We start from the raw sequence: 15,898 nt of genomic DNA on the forward strand, positions 1-15,898 counted from the left end.
GCGCCCGCCAACAGTGGGCAATCGCCAGCAACACGGTGACGCCGAAGCGCGTGACCGGGAGTATTGAGACATGACTGACCAAGAAATTTTTGAGCGCCTGCGGGCCATCCTGATCGAGACCTTCGACATCGACGACGCGGCCATTCGGCCACAAGCCCGACTTTACGAAGACCTCGACATCGACAGCATCGACGCCGTTGACCTGATCGTGAAGCTGCGTCCCTTGGTCGGCAAGCGCCTGCAACCCGAAGCCTTCAAGGCCGTGCGAACCCTGCAAGATGTGATCGATGCCTTGCAAGGCCTGATCAAGGGCACTGGCGCAGAGGGCCAGGACGGTCAGGCGAACCCCGAGCAGCGCCCCGCCTTGAGCTGAATGCGCGCCCTGTTGGTGGGCCTGTTGACCGCGGCCTATCCGCTGTTGGTCTATTTCGGCCTGGGTCGATTCGAACCACGCTGGCTGGCCTTGCTGTTGGCCGGCTTGGCTCTGCTGCGCGCGCTCGGCAGTCCTGACCGTTTCTGGCGCTGGGCCGCGGGCGCGGCCATGCTGCTGGCTGGCGTGACCGCGTTCGCCAACACGGCTATGCCGCTGAAGCTCTATCCTGTGCTGGTGAATACCGTGCTTTTGCTGGTGTTTGGCGCCAGCCTTTTCAATCCCCCCTCGGCCATCGAGCGCTTGGCTCGCCTGCGCGAGCCCGATCTCGACGCGCGCGGTGTCGCCTACACCCGGCGCGTCACCCAGGTCTGGTGTGTGTTCTTTGTCTTCAATGGCAGCGTGGCCTTGGCCACCGGCCTGTGGGCCAGTGATGCCGTTTGGGCGCTCTACAACGGCTTGCTCAGCTATGGGCTGATCGGCCTCTTGTTGGGCGGCGAATGGTTGTGGCGCCAGCATGTGCTGAAACAAGCGGGCAAGGTGTCCTGATGTTGCCGCTGCATCCGTTGAACGCCTTGTTGTGCGAGGCCCGCGATCCCGCCGAAGTCCTGGCTTTGCGTCAGGGCCAAGCGCTCACATGGGGCCTTTTCAAGTGCCGCGCGGCGGCTTGGTATCGCCTGTTTGAGCGCCAGTCGGGCCACCGTATCGGCCTTTATCTGGACGACAGCTTTGAGTTCGCCGCCGCCCTGTTTGCGCTTTGGCATGCCGGCAAGATCGCCTATTTGCCCGGTGACAAGCTGCCCGCCACCGCCGCGCAGTTGCGCCAGCGAGTCGATGCCTTGGCCGGAGAGTTTGCCGGCGCTGAACTGCGTCAGCCCGAACCGGAAGACGGTGACGAGGGCCTGGCCGAGCCGCCATGGCAGCCGCTCGACCCAGCGGCCGTGCAACTGCAGATCTTCACCTCCGGCTCGACCGCCGAACCGGTGGCGATCGAAAAGCGACTCAGTCAGCTGTTCGCCGAGGTCAGCGCGCTCGAGCAGGCCTTTGGTGACCGACTGGCCACTGCCGAGGTTTTGGCCACCGTCTCGCACCAACATATCTACGGCCTGCTGTTCCGCATCTTGTGGCCCTTGGCCGCGGGTCGTGCCATCCATGTCGAGCGTTATGCCTTCGTCGAAGACGTAGTCGCGGCGCTCAGCGCCGGCCGCCAGGCCTTGTTGATTGCCAGCCCAGCGCATCTGAAGCGTCTGCCGCAGGTCGATTTGAGGGCCTTGCGCGCGGTGTTTTCGTCCGGCGGGCCGCTGCCCGACGAGGCCTTGCCTGACTGCCTGCGCGCCTTCGGTCAGGCACCAGTCGAGGTCTATGGCAGCAGTGAAACCGGCGGCATCGCCTGGCGCCAACGCGAGCCGGGACGGACCGCGGCCTGGACCGCCTTGCCCGGCGTGCAGTGGCGCGTTGTCGATGAGCTGCTGCAGATCTCCTCGCCCCATTTGCCCAGCCTGGACTGGAGCGCCGCGGCTGACCGCGCCCGCGATCTCGGCGACAGCTTTGAATTGCTTGGCCGTGCCGACCGCTTGTTGAAGATCGAGGAGAAGCGCGTCTCGGTGGCTGCCGTCGAGGCCGCCTTGCTGGCCAGCGGCTGCTTGAGCGAGCTGCGCGTGTTGAGCCTGCCCTCCAATACCCAGCATGGCCGATTGCAACTCGCCGTGGTGGCGGTGCCGAACGAGTCCGGGTGGGCCTTGTTGGAGCAAGTCGGCCGCAAAGCCTTCGGCGACCGACTGCGCAGCCTGCTGCTGCAAAGCTTGGAGCCGGTGTCGGCGCCGCGGCGCTGGCGTTTTGTCTCGGCCCTGCCGAGCAATAGCCAGGGCAAGAGCACGCAAGCCGATCTGCTGGCCTTGTTTGACCCGCGTCGCCCGCAGCTGCGCGTGCGCAGCGCCAGCGCCACCGAGGCGGAACTGAGTCTGATCGCCGAGGCTGGGTTGCCGCAGTTCGACGGCCATTTTCCCGGTCACCCGGTCTTGCCCGGCGTGGCCCAGGTCGACTGGGCAATACGCTTCGGGCGCGAACTGTTCGCGCTGCCGCCGCGCTTCTGCGCGCTTGAAGGACTCAAGTTCCAGCAGGTCATCACGCCCGGTCTGGCGCTCACCTTGACGCTGAGCTTCAAGCCCGAGCAAGGCCAGCTGAGCTTCAAATACAGCTCCTCACGCGGCGTCCACGCCAGCGGTCGGGTGCTGTTCGGGCCGGCCGCATGAGTCCGCACAAAACCCTGGCGGTGGTGCCGGTCTACAACCATGGCGAGGCGGTGGGTGCGGTGGTGCACGCGCTGCGCGCCCATGGACTGCCGGTGCTCTTGGTCGACGATGGCAGCGAGCCCGGCTGTGCCGCCGTGCTCGACCAGTTGGCCGCTGCCGAGCCGGCGCAGATCAGCGTTGAACGCCTGGCCGTCAACCAGGGCAAGGGCGGGGCGATGATGGCCGGATTGCGTCGAGCTTTGGCATTAGGCTACAGCCACGCGCTGCAGATCGACGCCGACGGTCAGCATGACACCGCCGATGTGCCGCGCTTCTTGGCGCTCTCCGAGGCTCACCCGCAGCACTTCATCTGCGGTTGCCCGGTCTACGATGCTTCGGTGCCGAAGGCACGTTTGTACGGCCGCTACGCCACCCATATCTGGGTCTGGATCAACACCTTGTCGACGACGCTGCGCGACTCAATGTGCGGCTTCCGCGTCTATCCGCTGGCGCCGACGGTCGCCTTGATCGAGCGGGTCCAGATCGGCCGGCGCATGGACTTTGATGTCGAGATCGCGGTGCGACTGATCTGGCGCGGCGTGCCGGTCATCAACCAGCCGACCCGCGTCAGCTACCCCAGCGACGGCATCTCGCACTTCCGTGCGCTGCATGACAACGTCTTGATCTCCTGGATGCACACGCGCCTGTTCTTCGGCATGTTGCCGCGCCTGCCGCTGCTCTTGTGGCGGCGTTTCGCCAAATGACGGGGCCGCAGATGTCTGACCCGGTCGAGCCTCAAGCCCGCGGCAGCCACTGGGCCAGCCTGGGCGAGAACACTTTTGTTGCCGGCATCTGGCTGCTCTACTGGGTGCATCGCCTGAGCGGACGCTGGCTGTTTCGACTCTTCATGGCGCCGGTGCTGCTGCTGCATTGGCTCAGTCGGCCCGAGCTGCGGCGTGATTCGCTGCAGTATCTGCGGCGATTGCATGCGCAATACGGCGTTTTCCCCGCCACACCGGGGTGGCGCCAGGGGCTGCGCCATGTCGGTCTGTTTGCCGAGACCATGCTGGACAAGTTGCTCGCCATGGCCGGCCGCTACCCGGCCGAGCGGGTGCAGGTGCAGGGCGCCGATGCCTTGCGCCAAGCCGCCGCGGCCGGCCAGGGCGGCATCATCATCACCGCGCACATCGGCTGCCTGGAGTTGTGCCGCGCGTTGGTCGAAGACGAAAGCGTCTTCAAGCTCAATGTGTTGGTGCATACCGCCCATGCGCAGGCCTTCAATCAGCTGCTGAAGCGCCTGCAGCCGAACAGCCGGGTGCAGCTGATCGAGGTCACCGAGATGGACGCGGCCATGGCCATGGTTCTGAGCGAAAAAGTCGCCCGCGGCGAGTTCGTCGCCATCGCCGGGGACCGCATTCCGGTGCGCCACAGCAAGACGGTGCAGGTGGATTTTCTGGGCCATCCGGCGCACTTCCCGGTCGGCCCCTATGTGCTGGCGAGCTTGCTGAAATGTCCGCTCTATATGCTGTCCTGCCTGCACCAGGGGCGCGGCTATGTGATGCGTTTTGATTTATTGGCCGAGCAGGTGCTGTTGCCGCGCGGTCAGCGCGAACAAGCGATGCAAGCCTATGCCCAGCAGTTTGTGGCGGCGCTCAGCGCGCAGCTGCGCCAGTCGCCCTACGACTGGTTCAATTTCTTTCCCTTTTGGGACCAAACACCATGACAGCCCGAGTCGAAACGACGACCCCTACCGAAGCCGTGCAATTTGACGGTCAGCGCTTGCGTATTGAAGACATCTGCGCCGTTGCGTCTGGACAGCGCTTGGCCCGCCTCAGCAGTGACCCCGCCTTCCGCGCCCATATACAGGCGGGCGCCGATTTCGTCGCCCGCTTGTTGGCGGAAGAGGGCGTCATTTACGGCGTCACCACCGGCTATGGCGACTCCTGCACCGTCACCGTGCCGCCCGCCCTGGTGCCCGATCTGCCGCATCACCTCTACACCTACCATGGCTGCGGCATGGGCGCGGTCTTGAGCCCCGAGCAAACGCGCGCCGTCTTGGCGGCCAGGCTGGCCTCGCTGAGCCAGGGCATGTCGGGCGTTAGCGTGGACTTGCTGGCCCAGATCGAGGCCTTGCTCAAGCACGACATCCTGCCTTTGATCCCGTCCGAGGGTTCGGTCGGTGCCAGTGGTGATTTGACGCCCTTGTCCTATCTGGCCGCGGTCTTGTGCGGCGAGCGCGAGGTGCTGTTCAAGGGCGCGCGCATGGCGGCCGAGCAGGCCTTGGCTCTGGTGGGTCTGAAGCCGCTGCGCCTGCGCCCCAAGGAGGGCCTGGCCATCATGAACGGCACCGCGGTGATGACCGGCTTGGCCTGCTTGGCCTGGCAACGTGCCGACTATCTGTGCCGCCTTGCCACGCGTTTGACGGCGATGAATGTCGTGGCCAGCGGTGGCAATGCGCATCACTTCGACGAGGCCCTGTTCGCCGCCAAGCCGCATCCCGGCCAGCAGCTCTGCGCCGAGCGCCTGCGGGCCGATCTGGCCAGCGACCGGCCCAGCCGCAATGAGCAGCGTCTGCAAGACCGTTACTCCTTGCGCTGCGCCCCGCACGTGATCGGCGTGCTGCAAGACGCCTTGCCCTTTTTGCGTCAGCTGATCGAAAACGAGCTGAACAGCGCCAATGACAACCCCTTGATCGACGCTCGCAATGAGCTGGTGCTGCACGGTGGGCATTTCTATGGTGGTCATATCGCGCTGGCCATGGACACGCTGAAGACCGCCGTGGCCAATGTGGCCGATTTGTTGGACCGTCAACTGGCCCTGTTGGTGGACACCCGCTACAACCACGGCCTGCCCAGCAATCTGTCCGGCGCCACCGGCGAGCGCGCTGCCATCAACCATGGCCTGAAGGCGCTGCAGATCAGCGTCTCGGCCTGGACCGCCGAGGCCTTGAAAGGCACGATGCCGGCCTCGGTCTTCAGCCGCTCGACCGAATGCCACAACCAGGACAAGGTCAGCATGGGCACCATTGCCGCACGCGATTGCCTGCGCGTGCTGGAGTTGAGTGAGCAAGTGCTGGCGGCGATGCTGATCGCGGCCCGCCAGGGCCTGAGCTTGCGCGCCAACTTGCAGCCGCTGACGCTGAGCCCGGCGCTGGCGCAGATGCAAGCCGATCTGGAGGCTCGCATTGCCCTGGTGGAAGAAGACCGCGCGCTGGACGCCGATCTTCACAAGATGCTGGATGCGGTGCGCGAGCAATCCTGGAGTCTGTATGAACAGCAAGCCTGATCTCAGCCACACCATCGAGCTGGCGCCGGCCTTTCACGACCTCGATCCGCTCGACATCGTCTGGCACGGCCACTATGTCAAATACCTGGAGTTGGCGCGTTGCGCGCTCTTGGCCAAGTTCAATTACGACTATCCGCAGATGCGTGAGTCTGGCTTTGCCTGGCCCATCGTCGATATGCGCTTGAAGTATGTGGGCATGGCCAGTTTCAACCAGCGCCTCTCGGTGCGCGCCGAGATCGTTGAGTGGGACAACCGCTTGAAGATCGAATACCTCATCTCCGACGCGGCCAGCGGCCAAGCCATCAACCGCGCCTACACCATCCAGGTGGCCTACTCGATCGCCGAGCGCGAGATGCTCTACGTCTGCCCGCCGGTCTTGTGGGGGCGTCTCGGGGTGGAGCCGACATGAGGCGCCGGTTTGTTGGCGTGAGCCTCTTGGGACTGCTTGGCCTGAGCTTGATGAGCCGAGCTGCCACGGCCGCGCCCTTGGCGGGCCCCGAGCTCGCCGCTGCGGTGCGCGAGCGCCTGCAGCAGCCCTCGGTGCTGCGCGGTGATTTCGAGCAAAGCAAGCAGGTGCAGGGCTTTGCCAAGCCCTTGCTGTCGCGGGGCGACTTCATCGTTGCTCGCGAACGCGGCGTGCTGTGGCGCACCAAGACGCCGTTTGCCTCGAATCTGCGTCTGACCCGCGATGAGATCGTCGCCACCCAGGGCAATGGCGCGGTCGCCTTTCGGCTCGACGCCGGCAAGGAGCCCTCGGTGCGCATCATCAATGGCCTGATGTTCTCTTTGTTGAATGGCGATATCGCGGCCTTGTCCGAGTACTTCCGTATCGAGGGCCAGATCGATGGCCGGCGTTGGCAGCTGCAACTGCAGCCGCGCCAAGCGGCCTTGAGCAAACTGTTCAAGGCGATCGAGCTGAATGGCGACAGCCATGTCGGCAGCATCCGCCTCGATGAAGCGAATGGGGATCTGACCCAGCTGCGCTTCAGCGCGCAACGCAGCGAGCCGGCGCGCCTGAGTGCCGATGAGGCAGCGCGTTTTGACTGAGACCGCCCCCGATCAGCTGCCTCTGCGCCGCCGCGCCGCCGTCTGGCTGCTGCTGTGTGCGGTGCTGTGCAGCCATGCGCTGTGGCTGCTCTTGGGCGGGCGCTTGCAACTGGACACCGATGTCTTGGCCATGCTGCCGCAGGACGAGCGCCAGCCTGCGGTCCAGCAGGCGACGCGGGCGCTCGCCGATGCAGCGGCACGCCGCGTGGTGGTGCTGGTCGGCGCCGAGGACTGGGCCGCCGCGCGCCAGGCCGGCGACGCCTTTGCCGCTTCGTTGCTGGAAGCACCGGCCGCGCCGATCACGCTGCGCTACCAGGTCGGTGAAGCTTCGGCCGAACAGTGGCTGGGCTTTTTCACGCCCTACCAAGGCCAATTGCTGACGGCCGAGCAGCGCGCCTTGCTGCAAAAAGAATCCCCGGAAAGTTTGGCGCAGCGCGCGGTCGAATCGCTCTATCGGCCCATGGGCATGCCGCGCATTGGCAGCTGGCAGGCCGACCCGCTCAATCTGTTCGGCGCCTGGCTGTCCGAGCGCGCCGGTGACAGCCGCGTGCGCGTCACCGAGGGGCGGCTGTCGCTGTCCGGTCCGCAGCGGCAGTACGCCTTCTTGACGCTGGAGTTGCTGGAGTCGGGCTTCTCGATGAGCAGCCAGCAAGCCCTGATCCCGCGACTGGAACGCGCCCGCCAAGCGGCGCTACAACTTCAGCCTCAAGCGGAAGTGCTGATGGTCGGCGTGCCGCTGCATGCCGCGGCGGCCGCGCAACAAGCCGAGCATGAGGTGCACACCATCGGCCTGGGCTCGCTGGTCGGGATCATCGTGCTGACCTTGTTTGCTTTTCAGGCGATCCGCCCGCGTTTGCTGGTCACGCTGTCGATCGGTGTTGGCCTGCTCTGCGCCATCTCCATCACCAGCCTGATCTTTGGCCGCCTGCACATGATCACGCTGGTGTTCGGCGCCAGCCTGGTCGGCGTGGCCGAGAACTACGCCAGCAACTATTACAGCGGCCGCCTGGGTCGGCCGTTCGCCGAACGCTTTCAGATGCTTCGCGAGCAAAGCGGGGCCATGGTGCTGGCCATGTGCACCACGGCCATTGGCTATGCCTTGCTGGCCTTGACACCTTTCCCCGGTCTGCGCCAGATCGCGGTGTTCTCGGTCGTTGGTCTGTTGGCGGCCTTCATCACCACGCTGTGGTGCTTCCCGCTCTTTGATCGCGGTGAGATGGCCTGGAGTCCGTTCTCGCGCTGGGTTGGCGCGCAGCGCGCGTCTTGGCCGGTCTTGGGTCGCAACCGCTTCACGCTGGGTTTCGCCCTCGTGGTGCTGCCGGTCCTGCTGCTGGGCTTGTTGCGCCTGCAGGCCAATGACGACATCCGCTTGCTGCAAAACTCACCGAAGGCCTTGCTCGAGCAGCAGCGTGCCTTCTCGGCGCTGATGGATCTGCCCAGCCCGGCGCAGTTTTATCTGGTGCGTGGCGCCAGCGAAGAAGAGGTGCTGCAGCGTGAAGAGGCCCTGAAGCAAACCTTGATGGCCGAGCCGGGCTTGGTCAGCGGCACGCAGTCGGTCAGCGACTGGCTGCCTTCGCAGGCTCGGCAGGCCGCGGACGCGGCCTTGCTGCATCAGGTGGTGCAGGGTCAGGTCTTGCCCGCGGCCCTGAAGATCTTGGGTGAAGCGCCCACGGCCACACCGGCGCAGGCCTTCAAGCCGCTCTTGCCGGCCGAGTGGCTGGCGGCGCCGGTGTCCGAGCCGCTGCGTCACCAGTGGCTGGGCCCATTTGAAGGCGGCTACGCCAGCGTGGTGCTGCTGCGTGGCCTGAGCGATTTCAACAAGCTGCCGCGGCTGGCGGCGCTGGCTGAGGGCCAAGCGGGCGTGCAGTGGGTCGACAAGGTCGGCGAGGTCTCGCAGGTCTTGGCGCGCTATCGTGGCCTGATGGGCGGGGTGATTGCACTCAGCTATGGGCTGGTGTTCGCCGCGCTGACTTGGCGCTTTGGCCGCCGCGCCTGGCGCGCCTTGTTGCCGACGCTGCTGGCCAGCGCCCTGGCTCTGGCCGTGCCGGCGCTGTTCGGCCAGCCGCTGCAACTCTTCAATGTCCTGGCCCTGTTGCTGATTCTCGGCATGGGCGTGGACTACGGCATCTTTCTGCTTGAGCAGCCGGCGCGACAGGCCTTGCGGCCTTTCTTGTCGGTCACGCTGGCGGCCGCCTCCACGCTATTGGCCTTTGGCCTGCTGGCGCTGTCGGGCACGCCGGCCTTGCGGGCCTTTGGTTTGACCATGCTGCTGGGCATCGCCCTGGCTTGGGCGCTGACGCCGCTGTTCATGCCGGAAGAATGAAGTACAAAAGGGAGAGCAAAAAGTGAATATTGAACAGCGTGAAATCGTCATCATCGGCGCCGGGCCTTCGGGTTCGGTGGCGGCCGGCCTGCTGCGCCGGCAGGGCCGTGATGTCTTGCTGATCGAGAAGGAGCAGTTCCCGCGCTTCTCGATCGGCGAGAGCCTGTTGCCGCAGTCCATGGCCTTCATTGAGGAGGCGGGTTTTCTGCGCGATGTGGTTGAGGCTGGCTTCCAGTTCAAGAACGGTGCGGCCTTTCAGCGCGGAGAGCGCCGCACGGCCTTTGACTTCCGCGACAAGTTCAGCAGCGGCTGGGGCACCACCTACCAGGTGCAGCGCGCCAGCTTCGATGAGGTGTTGGCCCGCGCGGCCGAAAAGGCCGGCGCCGAGCTGCGCTTCCGGCATGCGGTCAGCGCCGTTGATGTGAGTGGCGAGCGGCCCTTGTTGACGGTCAAGCCGCCCGAGGGCGAGAGCTATCAATTGAGCGCCCGCTTCCTGCTCGACGCCAGTGGCTTTGGCCGCACCTTGCCGCGCCTGCTCGACCTCGAAACCCCCTCCGACTTTCCGCTGCGCGGCGCCTACTTCACCCATGTGGAAGACCACATCAGTGACCCCAGCTTTGATCGCAACAAGATTCTGGTCAGCGTGCATCCCGAACATGTAGATGTCTGGTTCTGGACCATCCCGTTCTCGAACGGTCGCTGCTCGCAAGGCGTGGTGGCGCGTACCGAGTTTTTGGAGCGTTATGCCGGCAGCGAGACCGAGCGCTTGCGTGCCATCATTGCCGAAACGCCGATGCTGGCCCATTTGCTGCGCGACGCGGTTTGGGACACGCCGGCGCGCCAGCTGATCGGCTACGCCGCCAATGTGAAGTCGCTGTGGGGGCGCAACTTTGCGCTGCTGGGCAATGCCGGTGAGTTTTTGGATCCGGTGTTCTCCAGCGGGGTCACGATCGCGGTCAAGTCGGCCAGTCTGGCTGCGGCCGCCATCGGGCGCGAGTTGGCCGGCGAGGCGGTGGACTGGGAGGCTGACTATGCCCAGCCCCTCAAGGCGGGCGTGGACACCTTCCGGGCTTTTGTCGAGAGCTGGTACCGCGGCGGCTTCCAGGATGTGATCTTCCATCCCGATCAGTCGGCCGACATCCGCCGCATGATCGCCTCCATCCTGGCCGGCTATGCCTGGGACCTGAACAATCCCTATGTGGCGCAACCGAAGCGGCTGAAGACGCTGGAAGCCTTGTGCGCGAGCTGAACGCAATAGCAACGAAATAGAAATGGATGCGGGGTCGCCGACCCCCTGTGGAGCCTTGATGCTGGATAAGAAGTTCTCACCCGACAAACAGAGCGCCTTCGCCGCTCGCTTCGAGGCGCAGAAGATCGCCTTCGGGCCGGTGGTGTTTCAGTGCGTGCGCTATGCCTGGAAGCGCGGCATGCTGGAGCGTTTGTCCCAAGCCGGCAGCGATGGCCTGAGCGTGGAGGCGATGGCGTCTGAAGGGCCGTGGACCTTGTATGCCTTGAAGCTGGTGCTGGAAACCTGCTTGTCGGCCGGTGTCGTACTGCTGCGCGATGGGCGTTATGTGCTGGACAAGACCGGCTTCATCCTCGTCACCGATCGCATGACGCAGATCAACCTCGATTTCGTCCACGATGTCTGCTACCTGGGCCTGGCCGATCTGGAGACCGCCATCGACCAGGAGCGTCCGCTCGGGCTGGCGCGCCTGGGCGATTGGCCGACGCTGTATCAGGGCATGTCGCAGCTGCCCGAGCCGGCCAAGCAAAGCTGGTTCGAGTTTGACCACCATTACTCGGACACCTCGTTTCCCGATGTGATGCCCGATGTCTTCGCCAGCGCGCCGCGCCGGGTGATGGACATTGGCGCCAACACCGGCAAGTTCAGCCGTGCCGCCCTGGCCTATAACGCCGAGGTTGAGCTGCATCTGCTGGACCTGCCGCAGCAGCTGGCGGTGGCGGCGCAGACCCTGAGCGAGGCCGGCTGCCGAGAGCGCGCGGTGCTGCATCCGATCGATATGCTGGCCGCGCCCCAAGCCTTTCCGGCCGGCATGGACCTGATCTGGATGAGCCAATTCCTCAGCTGTTTCAGCGAGCCGGTGATCGCCAGCATTTTGGAACGGGCCGCCGGCGCCCTGGCCAGCGGCGGCCAGATCTTGATCATGGACACCTTCTGGGATCGCCAGCGCTACGACATCGCGGCCTTTTGCCTGATCAATACCAGCCCCTATTTCACCGCGATGGCCAGCGGCAATAGCAAGATCTACCAAAGCACGGACTACATCCGCTTGGCCGAAGCCGCGGGCCTGAAGCTGCTGACCGTGCGCGACGGTATCGGCTATTGCCACAGCTTGCTGAGGTTTGCCAAGGCATGAGCAAGACCCTTTCGCGGCGGACGGCTCTGGCCTGGGGGCCTGCACTGGCGCTGCTGCTCGCCGCTTGCGCGACGCGGCCTGCCGCGCCCCCGCTGCTGCCGAAACTGCATCTGTCGCCGGCCGAATTGGGGCGCAGCCTCAGCCTGGTGCAGCGCCTCAGCGTCTACCGGCTCGACGCACCCGAGGCAGCGCCGCAGACCGTCGAGGTGTTGTTGGAGGCAGACGCCAGCGGCCTGCGCCTGGCCGGCTTTGCGCTCGGCCAGCGCGTGCTGGCGCTGCAGTGGGACGGCCGTGATCTGACGGTGCAGCGCCATCTGATGCTGCCGGCCGAGGTTGACACCGATCGCATGCTGCGCGACCTTTGCCTGGTGTTCTGGCCGGTCGAGGCCCTGCGAGCTCACCTGCCGTCGGGTTGGACCTTGGAGTCCGACGCTGGGGAGAGGCGACTGTTGCAAGAGGGACGAACGGTCATCAACGTCGGCATCGAGACGCTGGGCGTGGACGGTGAAAAAATCGAGCTTCTCAACCTCGTCGAGGGCTACCGGCTGTTGATTGAATCGAAGCCGCAAGCGACATGAATCAGAACAAGCATTTCTATTTGCATCAGCTGGGCCTGGTGTGCGCACTTGGCTGCGGCCAGGCTGAGGTACGCGCGGCCTTGTTTGGGCCTGCGCCCAGCGGCGTGGCCGAGCTGGAGGGCGTGTTGCCCGGCCGCCGGCTGCACCTGGGCGCGGTGCGCGCCGACTTGCCGGACCTGGCCGGCTTGCCCGAGCGCCATCGCAGCCGCAATAACGCGCTGCTGCTGGAGGCGCTGGCGCAGATCCGCCCCGCGGTGGACGCTGCGGTGGCCCGCTATGGCGCCGAGCGCGTCGCGGTGATTCTGGGCACCAGCACCTCGGGCATCGGCGAGAGCGAGGCGGCCTTCAAGGCGCGTGCCGCGCAGGGCGAGTTCCCGGCCGGCTTTGACCTGCGCCAGCAAGAAATTGGCTCCCCGGCGCTGATGTTGGCCGAGTTGCTGGGCCTGGGCGGGCCGGCCTATGTGATCTCCACCGCCTGCTCCTCGAGCGCCAAGGCCATGGCCAGCGCCGCGCGGCTATTGGCCTCGGGCATGTGCGATGCGGTGTTGACCGGCGGCGCCGATTCGCTCTGCGCCTTCACGGTGGCGGGCTTCGACGCCTTGGAGTCGGTCGACGCCGGGCGTTGCAATCCCTTCAGCAGCCACCGGCAAGGCATCAATATCGGCGAGGCCGCGGCCTTGTTCCTGATGAGCCGTGAACCGAGCGATGCGTCGGCTGAGTCTCCCGCGCCGGTGCGGCTGGCGGGTTGGGGCGAAAGCTCGGACGCGCACCACATCTCGGCACCGCTGGCCTCGGGCGAGGGCGCCTTCAGTGCGATGCAGATGGCGCTGACGCGTGCAGGACTGCGGCCCGAGGACATCGATTACCTCAATCTGCACGGCACCGCAACGCGACAGAATGACGCGATGGAGTCGCGCGCGGTGCAGCAATTGTTCGGCCCCAACCTGGCCTGCAGCTCGACCAAGCCTTTGACCGGCCACACGCTGGGCGCCGCCGGCGCCTTGGAGGCTGCGATTGCCTGGTTGACGCTGACGGACAACCCGCAGGGCCTGTTGCCGCCGCATTGGTGGGACGGTTGCGCCGACCCGGAACTGCCGGCCTTGCATCTGGTGCGTCCCGGCGAGGCCTTGGGGCGGCCGGTGCGTGCCGTGCTGAGCAATTCTTTTGCCTTTGGGGGCAGCAATGCCGCCTTGCTGTTGTGCGCGGGTGATCATGAATAGCGACAGAACTTTGGCGTCCGACTGGGATATCCGCGAGCTGCTGCCGCATGCCGGCCGCATGTGTCTGCTGAGCGAGTTGCTGCACACCGAGCCCGAGGGCATCCACGCCCGCGTGCTGATCAGCGAGCAAGACCTGTTCTATGACGCGGCGCTGGGCGGCGTCGGTGGCTGGGTCGGCATCGAATACATGGCGCAGGCGGTGGCGGCCTGGGCCGGCTGGCAGGGCCGGCAGTCCGAGCAAGCGCCGAAAATCGGTCTCTTGCTGGGCAGCCGCAAATACCGCTGCGAGCGCGCCTTGTTTGTGCCCGGCGAGACCCTGGAAGTGCGGGCGCGGCGCGAGTTCCAGGCCGACAACGGCCTGGGCCAATTCGCGTGTGAGATCCTGATCGATGGGCAGTTGGTGGCCAGCGCCGCCTTGACCGTGTTCGGCCCGACCAATCCCGAACAATTTTTACAGGGCGAAGGAGCCCAAGATGGGTGAACGACAAAACGCGCAAGGCAAGGGCCTGACCGTGCTGGTGACCGGCTCGAGTCGCGGCATTGGCCGCTCGATCGCGCTGCGCCTGGCCCGCGAGGGCTATGACCTGGTGATCCATTGCCGCAGCCAGCGCGCCGAGGCCGAGGCCGTGGTGGCCGAGGTGCAGGGCTTGGGTCGGCAGGCGCGGCTGCTGCAGTTTGATGTGGGCCAGCGCGAGGCGGCCGCCGCGGCGCTGTTGGCGGATGTGGAGGCGCATGGCTGCTATTACGGTGTGGTCTGCAATGCCGGCATCGCCCGCGACGGCGCCTTCCCGGCGCTCAGCGGTGACGACTGGGACGCGGTCATCCACACCAATCTGGACGGCTTCTTCAATGTGCTGCAACCGCTGACGATGCCGCTGGTGCGGCGCCGCAAGCCGGGCCGCATCGTCACCTTGGCCTCGGTCTCGGGCTTGATGGGTAACCGGGGGCAGGTCAATTACAGCGCCGCCAAGGCCGGTATCATGGGCGCCACAAAAGCGCTGGCGGTCGAACTGGCCAGCCGGGAGATCACCGTCAACTGCGTGGCTCCAGGCTTGATCGAGACCGAAATGGTGGATGAGCGTTTGCTGGAAGAGGCTCTCAAGCTGATTCCGGCCAAGCGCATTGGTAAGCCCGAAGAGGTAGCCGCCGTGGTGAGTTTTCTGATGAGTCCGGATGCGGCCTACATCACTCGCCAGGTGATTTCGGTGAATGGGGGAATGATCGGATGAGACGCGTTGTCGTCACGGGTGTGGGCGCCATCAGCCCCTTGGGGCATGACTGGGCCACGGTCGAGGCGCGCCTGCGCGCCGGCCATAACGCCGTCCAGGTGGTGCGTGAATGGGCCGATTACGAGGGCCTGAACACCCAGGTCGGCGCGCCGGCCATGGCGTTTGAATTGCCGCATGAGCGCTACAACCGCAAGAGCATGCGCAGCATGGGGCGCGTGGCGGTGATGGCCACGCGCGCCAGCGAAATGGCGCTGGCCGATGCCGGCCTGCTCGGTGATCCGCTGGTCAAGAGCGGCCGCATGGGCATCTCCTATGGCTCCAGCTCGGGCACCCCCAAGGCCATCGGCGACTTCGGCCGCATGATGGCGGACAAGAGCACTGAGGGCATCAACGCCACCACCTATATCAAGATGATGGCGCACACGGCGGCCGTCAATATCGGCGTGTTCCTGGGCCTGACCGGGCGCATCATCACCACCACCAGTGCTTGTACCTCGGGCTCGCAAGGCATTGGCTATGCCTTTGAGGCCATCCAGTCCGGCAAGCAGGTCGCCATGTTGGCCGGCGGCGCCGAGGAGTTGGACGCCACCCAGGCGGCGGTGTTCGACACCTTGTTCGCCACCAGCGTCAAGTACAACGGCACGCCCGACCTGACCCCGCGTCCCTTTGACGCTGCCCGCGACGGCCTGGTGCTGGGCGAGGGCGCTTGCACCTTGGTGCTGGAGGAGTACGAGCATGCGCGCGCCCGCGGTGCCCGCATCTATGCCGAGCTGATCGGCTTTGGCACCAATAGCGACGGCGCCCATGTGACCCATCCGCAGGCCGAAACGATGGCGCAGGCCATCCGCCTGGCGCTGGATGATGCCGGGCTGCAGCCGGCCGATATCGCCTATGTCAATGCGCATGGCACCGCCACCGACCAGGGCGACGTGGCCGAATCGCAGGCCACCCACTCGGTCTTCGGGTCCAAGTTGACCATCTCCTCATTGAAGAGTTATATGGGCCATACCTTGGGCGCCTGTGGCGCCTTGGAGGCCTGGATCAGCATCGAGATGATGCGCCGCGGCTGGTTCGCGCCGACGCTGAATCTGACCCAGGTCGACCCGCGTTGCGGGGAGTTGGACTACATCACCGGCGCAGGCCGCGAACTGCAAACCGACATCGTGATGAGCAACAATTTTGCTTTTGGCGGGATCAATACCTCGCTGATTTTCAAACGCCTCGAATGAGGCTT

Annotated in this window: 16 protein-coding genes; all 16 read left to right on the top strand. The window is 65.6% G+C overall.

Features of this window, described 5'->3' with window-relative positions; translation table 11 throughout:
* The first annotated feature begins 70 nt into the window (after nucleotides 1-70).
* From WG899_RS05805 to WG899_RS05880, 16 genes are read left to right on the top strand one after another with little or no spacing between them, the layout of a single operon-like run.
* Nucleotides 71-373, top strand: coding sequence for an acyl carrier protein (locus tag WG899_RS05805; RefSeq protein WP_339594673.1), 303 nt, complete (start codon nucleotides 71-73; stop codon nucleotides 371-373).
* Nucleotides 374-919 carry a COG4648 family protein gene (locus WG899_RS05810; protein ID WP_339594674.1) on the top strand — a complete coding sequence of 182 codons (546 nt, stop codon included), beginning with the start codon at nucleotides 374-376 and terminating at the stop codon, nucleotides 917-919.
* Nucleotides 919-2,622 carry an ApeI family dehydratase gene (locus WG899_RS05815; protein ID WP_339594675.1) on the top strand — a complete coding sequence of 568 codons (1,704 nt, stop codon included), beginning with the start codon at nucleotides 919-921 and terminating at the stop codon, nucleotides 2,620-2,622. The genes WG899_RS05810 and WG899_RS05815 overlap by 1 nt, the downstream gene beginning before the upstream one ends.
* The gene (locus WG899_RS05820) at nucleotides 2,619-3,365 is read left to right on the top strand and encodes a glycosyltransferase family 2 protein (protein ID WP_339594676.1); all 747 of its coding nucleotides are present in this window, start codon (nucleotides 2,619-2,621) and stop codon (nucleotides 3,363-3,365) included. The genes WG899_RS05815 and WG899_RS05820 overlap by 4 nt, the downstream gene beginning before the upstream one ends.
* Before the next feature lie 11 nt (nucleotides 3,366-3,376).
* Nucleotides 3,377-4,324, top strand: coding sequence for a lysophospholipid acyltransferase family protein (locus WG899_RS05825; RefSeq protein ID WP_339594677.1), 948 nt, complete (start codon nucleotides 3,377-3,379; stop codon nucleotides 4,322-4,324).
* A complete protein-coding gene (locus tag WG899_RS05830) occupies nucleotides 4,321-5,886 on the top strand; it encodes an HAL/PAL/TAL family ammonia-lyase (protein WP_339594678.1) in 1,566 nt (521 codons plus the stop codon). Before WG899_RS05825 ends, WG899_RS05830 begins: the two co-directional genes overlap by 4 nt.
* Nucleotides 5,870-6,295: an acyl-CoA thioesterase gene (locus tag WG899_RS05835; protein ID WP_339594679.1), complete on the top strand. Its 426-nt coding sequence runs from the start codon at nucleotides 5,870-5,872 to the stop codon at nucleotides 6,293-6,295. The genes WG899_RS05830 and WG899_RS05835 overlap by 17 nt, the downstream gene beginning before the upstream one ends.
* Nucleotides 6,292-6,933, top strand: a complete 642-nt coding sequence (locus WG899_RS05840) for an outer membrane lipoprotein carrier protein LolA (protein WP_339594680.1) — start codon at nucleotides 6,292-6,294, stop codon at nucleotides 6,931-6,933. Before WG899_RS05835 ends, WG899_RS05840 begins: the two co-directional genes overlap by 4 nt.
* Nucleotides 6,926-9,256, top strand: a complete 2,331-nt coding sequence (locus WG899_RS05845; RefSeq protein WP_339594681.1) for an MMPL family transporter — start codon at nucleotides 6,926-6,928, stop codon at nucleotides 9,254-9,256. Before WG899_RS05840 ends, WG899_RS05845 begins: the two co-directional genes overlap by 8 nt.
* 22 nt (nucleotides 9,257-9,278) lie before the next feature.
* Nucleotides 9,279-10,505, top strand: coding sequence for an NAD(P)/FAD-dependent oxidoreductase (locus WG899_RS05850; RefSeq protein ID WP_339594682.1), 1,227 nt, complete (start codon nucleotides 9,279-9,281; stop codon nucleotides 10,503-10,505).
* Between the two features lie 58 nt (nucleotides 10,506-10,563).
* Complete coding sequence (locus WG899_RS05855; RefSeq protein ID WP_339594683.1) at nucleotides 10,564-11,637, top strand: class I SAM-dependent methyltransferase; 1,074 nt, start codon at nucleotides 10,564-10,566, stop codon at nucleotides 11,635-11,637.
* Nucleotides 11,634-12,215 carry a DUF3261 domain-containing protein gene (locus WG899_RS05860; RefSeq protein WP_339594684.1) on the top strand — a complete coding sequence of 194 codons (582 nt, stop codon included), beginning with the start codon at nucleotides 11,634-11,636 and terminating at the stop codon, nucleotides 12,213-12,215. The genes WG899_RS05855 and WG899_RS05860 overlap by 4 nt, the downstream gene beginning before the upstream one ends.
* Nucleotides 12,212-13,435 carry a beta-ketoacyl-ACP synthase gene (locus WG899_RS05865; RefSeq protein WP_339594685.1) on the top strand — a complete coding sequence of 408 codons (1,224 nt, stop codon included), beginning with the start codon at nucleotides 12,212-12,214 and terminating at the stop codon, nucleotides 13,433-13,435. Before WG899_RS05860 ends, WG899_RS05865 begins: the two co-directional genes overlap by 4 nt.
* Nucleotides 13,428-13,916: a hotdog family protein gene (locus WG899_RS05870; protein WP_339594686.1), complete on the top strand. Its 489-nt coding sequence runs from the start codon at nucleotides 13,428-13,430 to the stop codon at nucleotides 13,914-13,916. The genes WG899_RS05865 and WG899_RS05870 overlap by 8 nt, the downstream gene beginning before the upstream one ends.
* A complete protein-coding gene (locus WG899_RS05875; RefSeq protein WP_339594687.1) occupies nucleotides 13,909-14,664 on the top strand; it encodes a 3-ketoacyl-ACP reductase FabG2 in 756 nt (251 codons plus the stop codon). Before WG899_RS05870 ends, WG899_RS05875 begins: the two co-directional genes overlap by 8 nt.
* Nucleotides 14,661-15,893 carry a beta-ketoacyl-ACP synthase gene (locus WG899_RS05880; RefSeq protein WP_339594688.1) on the top strand — a complete coding sequence of 411 codons (1,233 nt, stop codon included), beginning with the start codon at nucleotides 14,661-14,663 and terminating at the stop codon, nucleotides 15,891-15,893. Before WG899_RS05875 ends, WG899_RS05880 begins: the two co-directional genes overlap by 4 nt.
* Nucleotides 15,894-15,898 lie beyond the last annotated feature (5 nt).

This window comes from Paucibacter hankyongi, assembly GCF_037482915.1.
Taxonomy (GTDB): domain Bacteria; phylum Pseudomonadota; class Gammaproteobacteria; order Burkholderiales; family Burkholderiaceae_C; genus Paucibacter_A; species Paucibacter_A hankyongi.

What these genes read in the sequence shown, in the direction of transcription:
- WG899_RS05815 (WP_339594675.1), top strand. Translation starts at nt 919, where the DNA reads ATGTTGCCGCTGCATCCGTTGAACGCCTTGTTGTGCGAGGCCCGCGAT.
- WG899_RS05870 (WP_339594686.1), top strand. Translation starts at nt 13,428, where the DNA reads ATGAATAGCGACAGAACTTTGGCGTCCGACTGGGATATCCGCGAGCTG.
- WG899_RS05855 (WP_339594683.1), top strand. Translation starts at nt 10,564, where the DNA reads ATGCTGGATAAGAAGTTCTCACCCGACAAACAGAGCGCCTTCGCCGCT.
- WG899_RS05820 (WP_339594676.1), top strand. Translation starts at nt 2,619, where the DNA reads ATGAGTCCGCACAAAACCCTGGCGGTGGTGCCGGTCTACAACCATGGC.
- WG899_RS05875 (WP_339594687.1), top strand. Translation starts at nt 13,909, where the DNA reads ATGGGTGAACGACAAAACGCGCAAGGCAAGGGCCTGACCGTGCTGGTG.
- WG899_RS05865 (WP_339594685.1), top strand. Translation starts at nt 12,212, where the DNA reads ATGAATCAGAACAAGCATTTCTATTTGCATCAGCTGGGCCTGGTGTGC.
- WG899_RS05835 (WP_339594679.1), top strand. Translation starts at nt 5,870, where the DNA reads ATGAACAGCAAGCCTGATCTCAGCCACACCATCGAGCTGGCGCCGGCC.
- WG899_RS05805 (WP_339594673.1), top strand. Translation starts at nt 71, where the DNA reads ATGACTGACCAAGAAATTTTTGAGCGCCTGCGGGCCATCCTGATCGAG.
- WG899_RS05825 (WP_339594677.1), top strand. Translation starts at nt 3,377, where the DNA reads ATGTCTGACCCGGTCGAGCCTCAAGCCCGCGGCAGCCACTGGGCCAGC.
- WG899_RS05810 (WP_339594674.1), top strand. Translation starts at nt 374, where the DNA reads ATGCGCGCCCTGTTGGTGGGCCTGTTGACCGCGGCCTATCCGCTGTTG.
- WG899_RS05840 (WP_339594680.1), top strand. Translation starts at nt 6,292, where the DNA reads ATGAGGCGCCGGTTTGTTGGCGTGAGCCTCTTGGGACTGCTTGGCCTG.
- WG899_RS05880 (WP_339594688.1), top strand. Translation starts at nt 14,661, where the DNA reads ATGAGACGCGTTGTCGTCACGGGTGTGGGCGCCATCAGCCCCTTGGGG.
- WG899_RS05830 (WP_339594678.1), top strand. Translation starts at nt 4,321, where the DNA reads ATGACAGCCCGAGTCGAAACGACGACCCCTACCGAAGCCGTGCAATTT.
- WG899_RS05860 (WP_339594684.1), top strand. Translation starts at nt 11,634, where the DNA reads ATGAGCAAGACCCTTTCGCGGCGGACGGCTCTGGCCTGGGGGCCTGCA.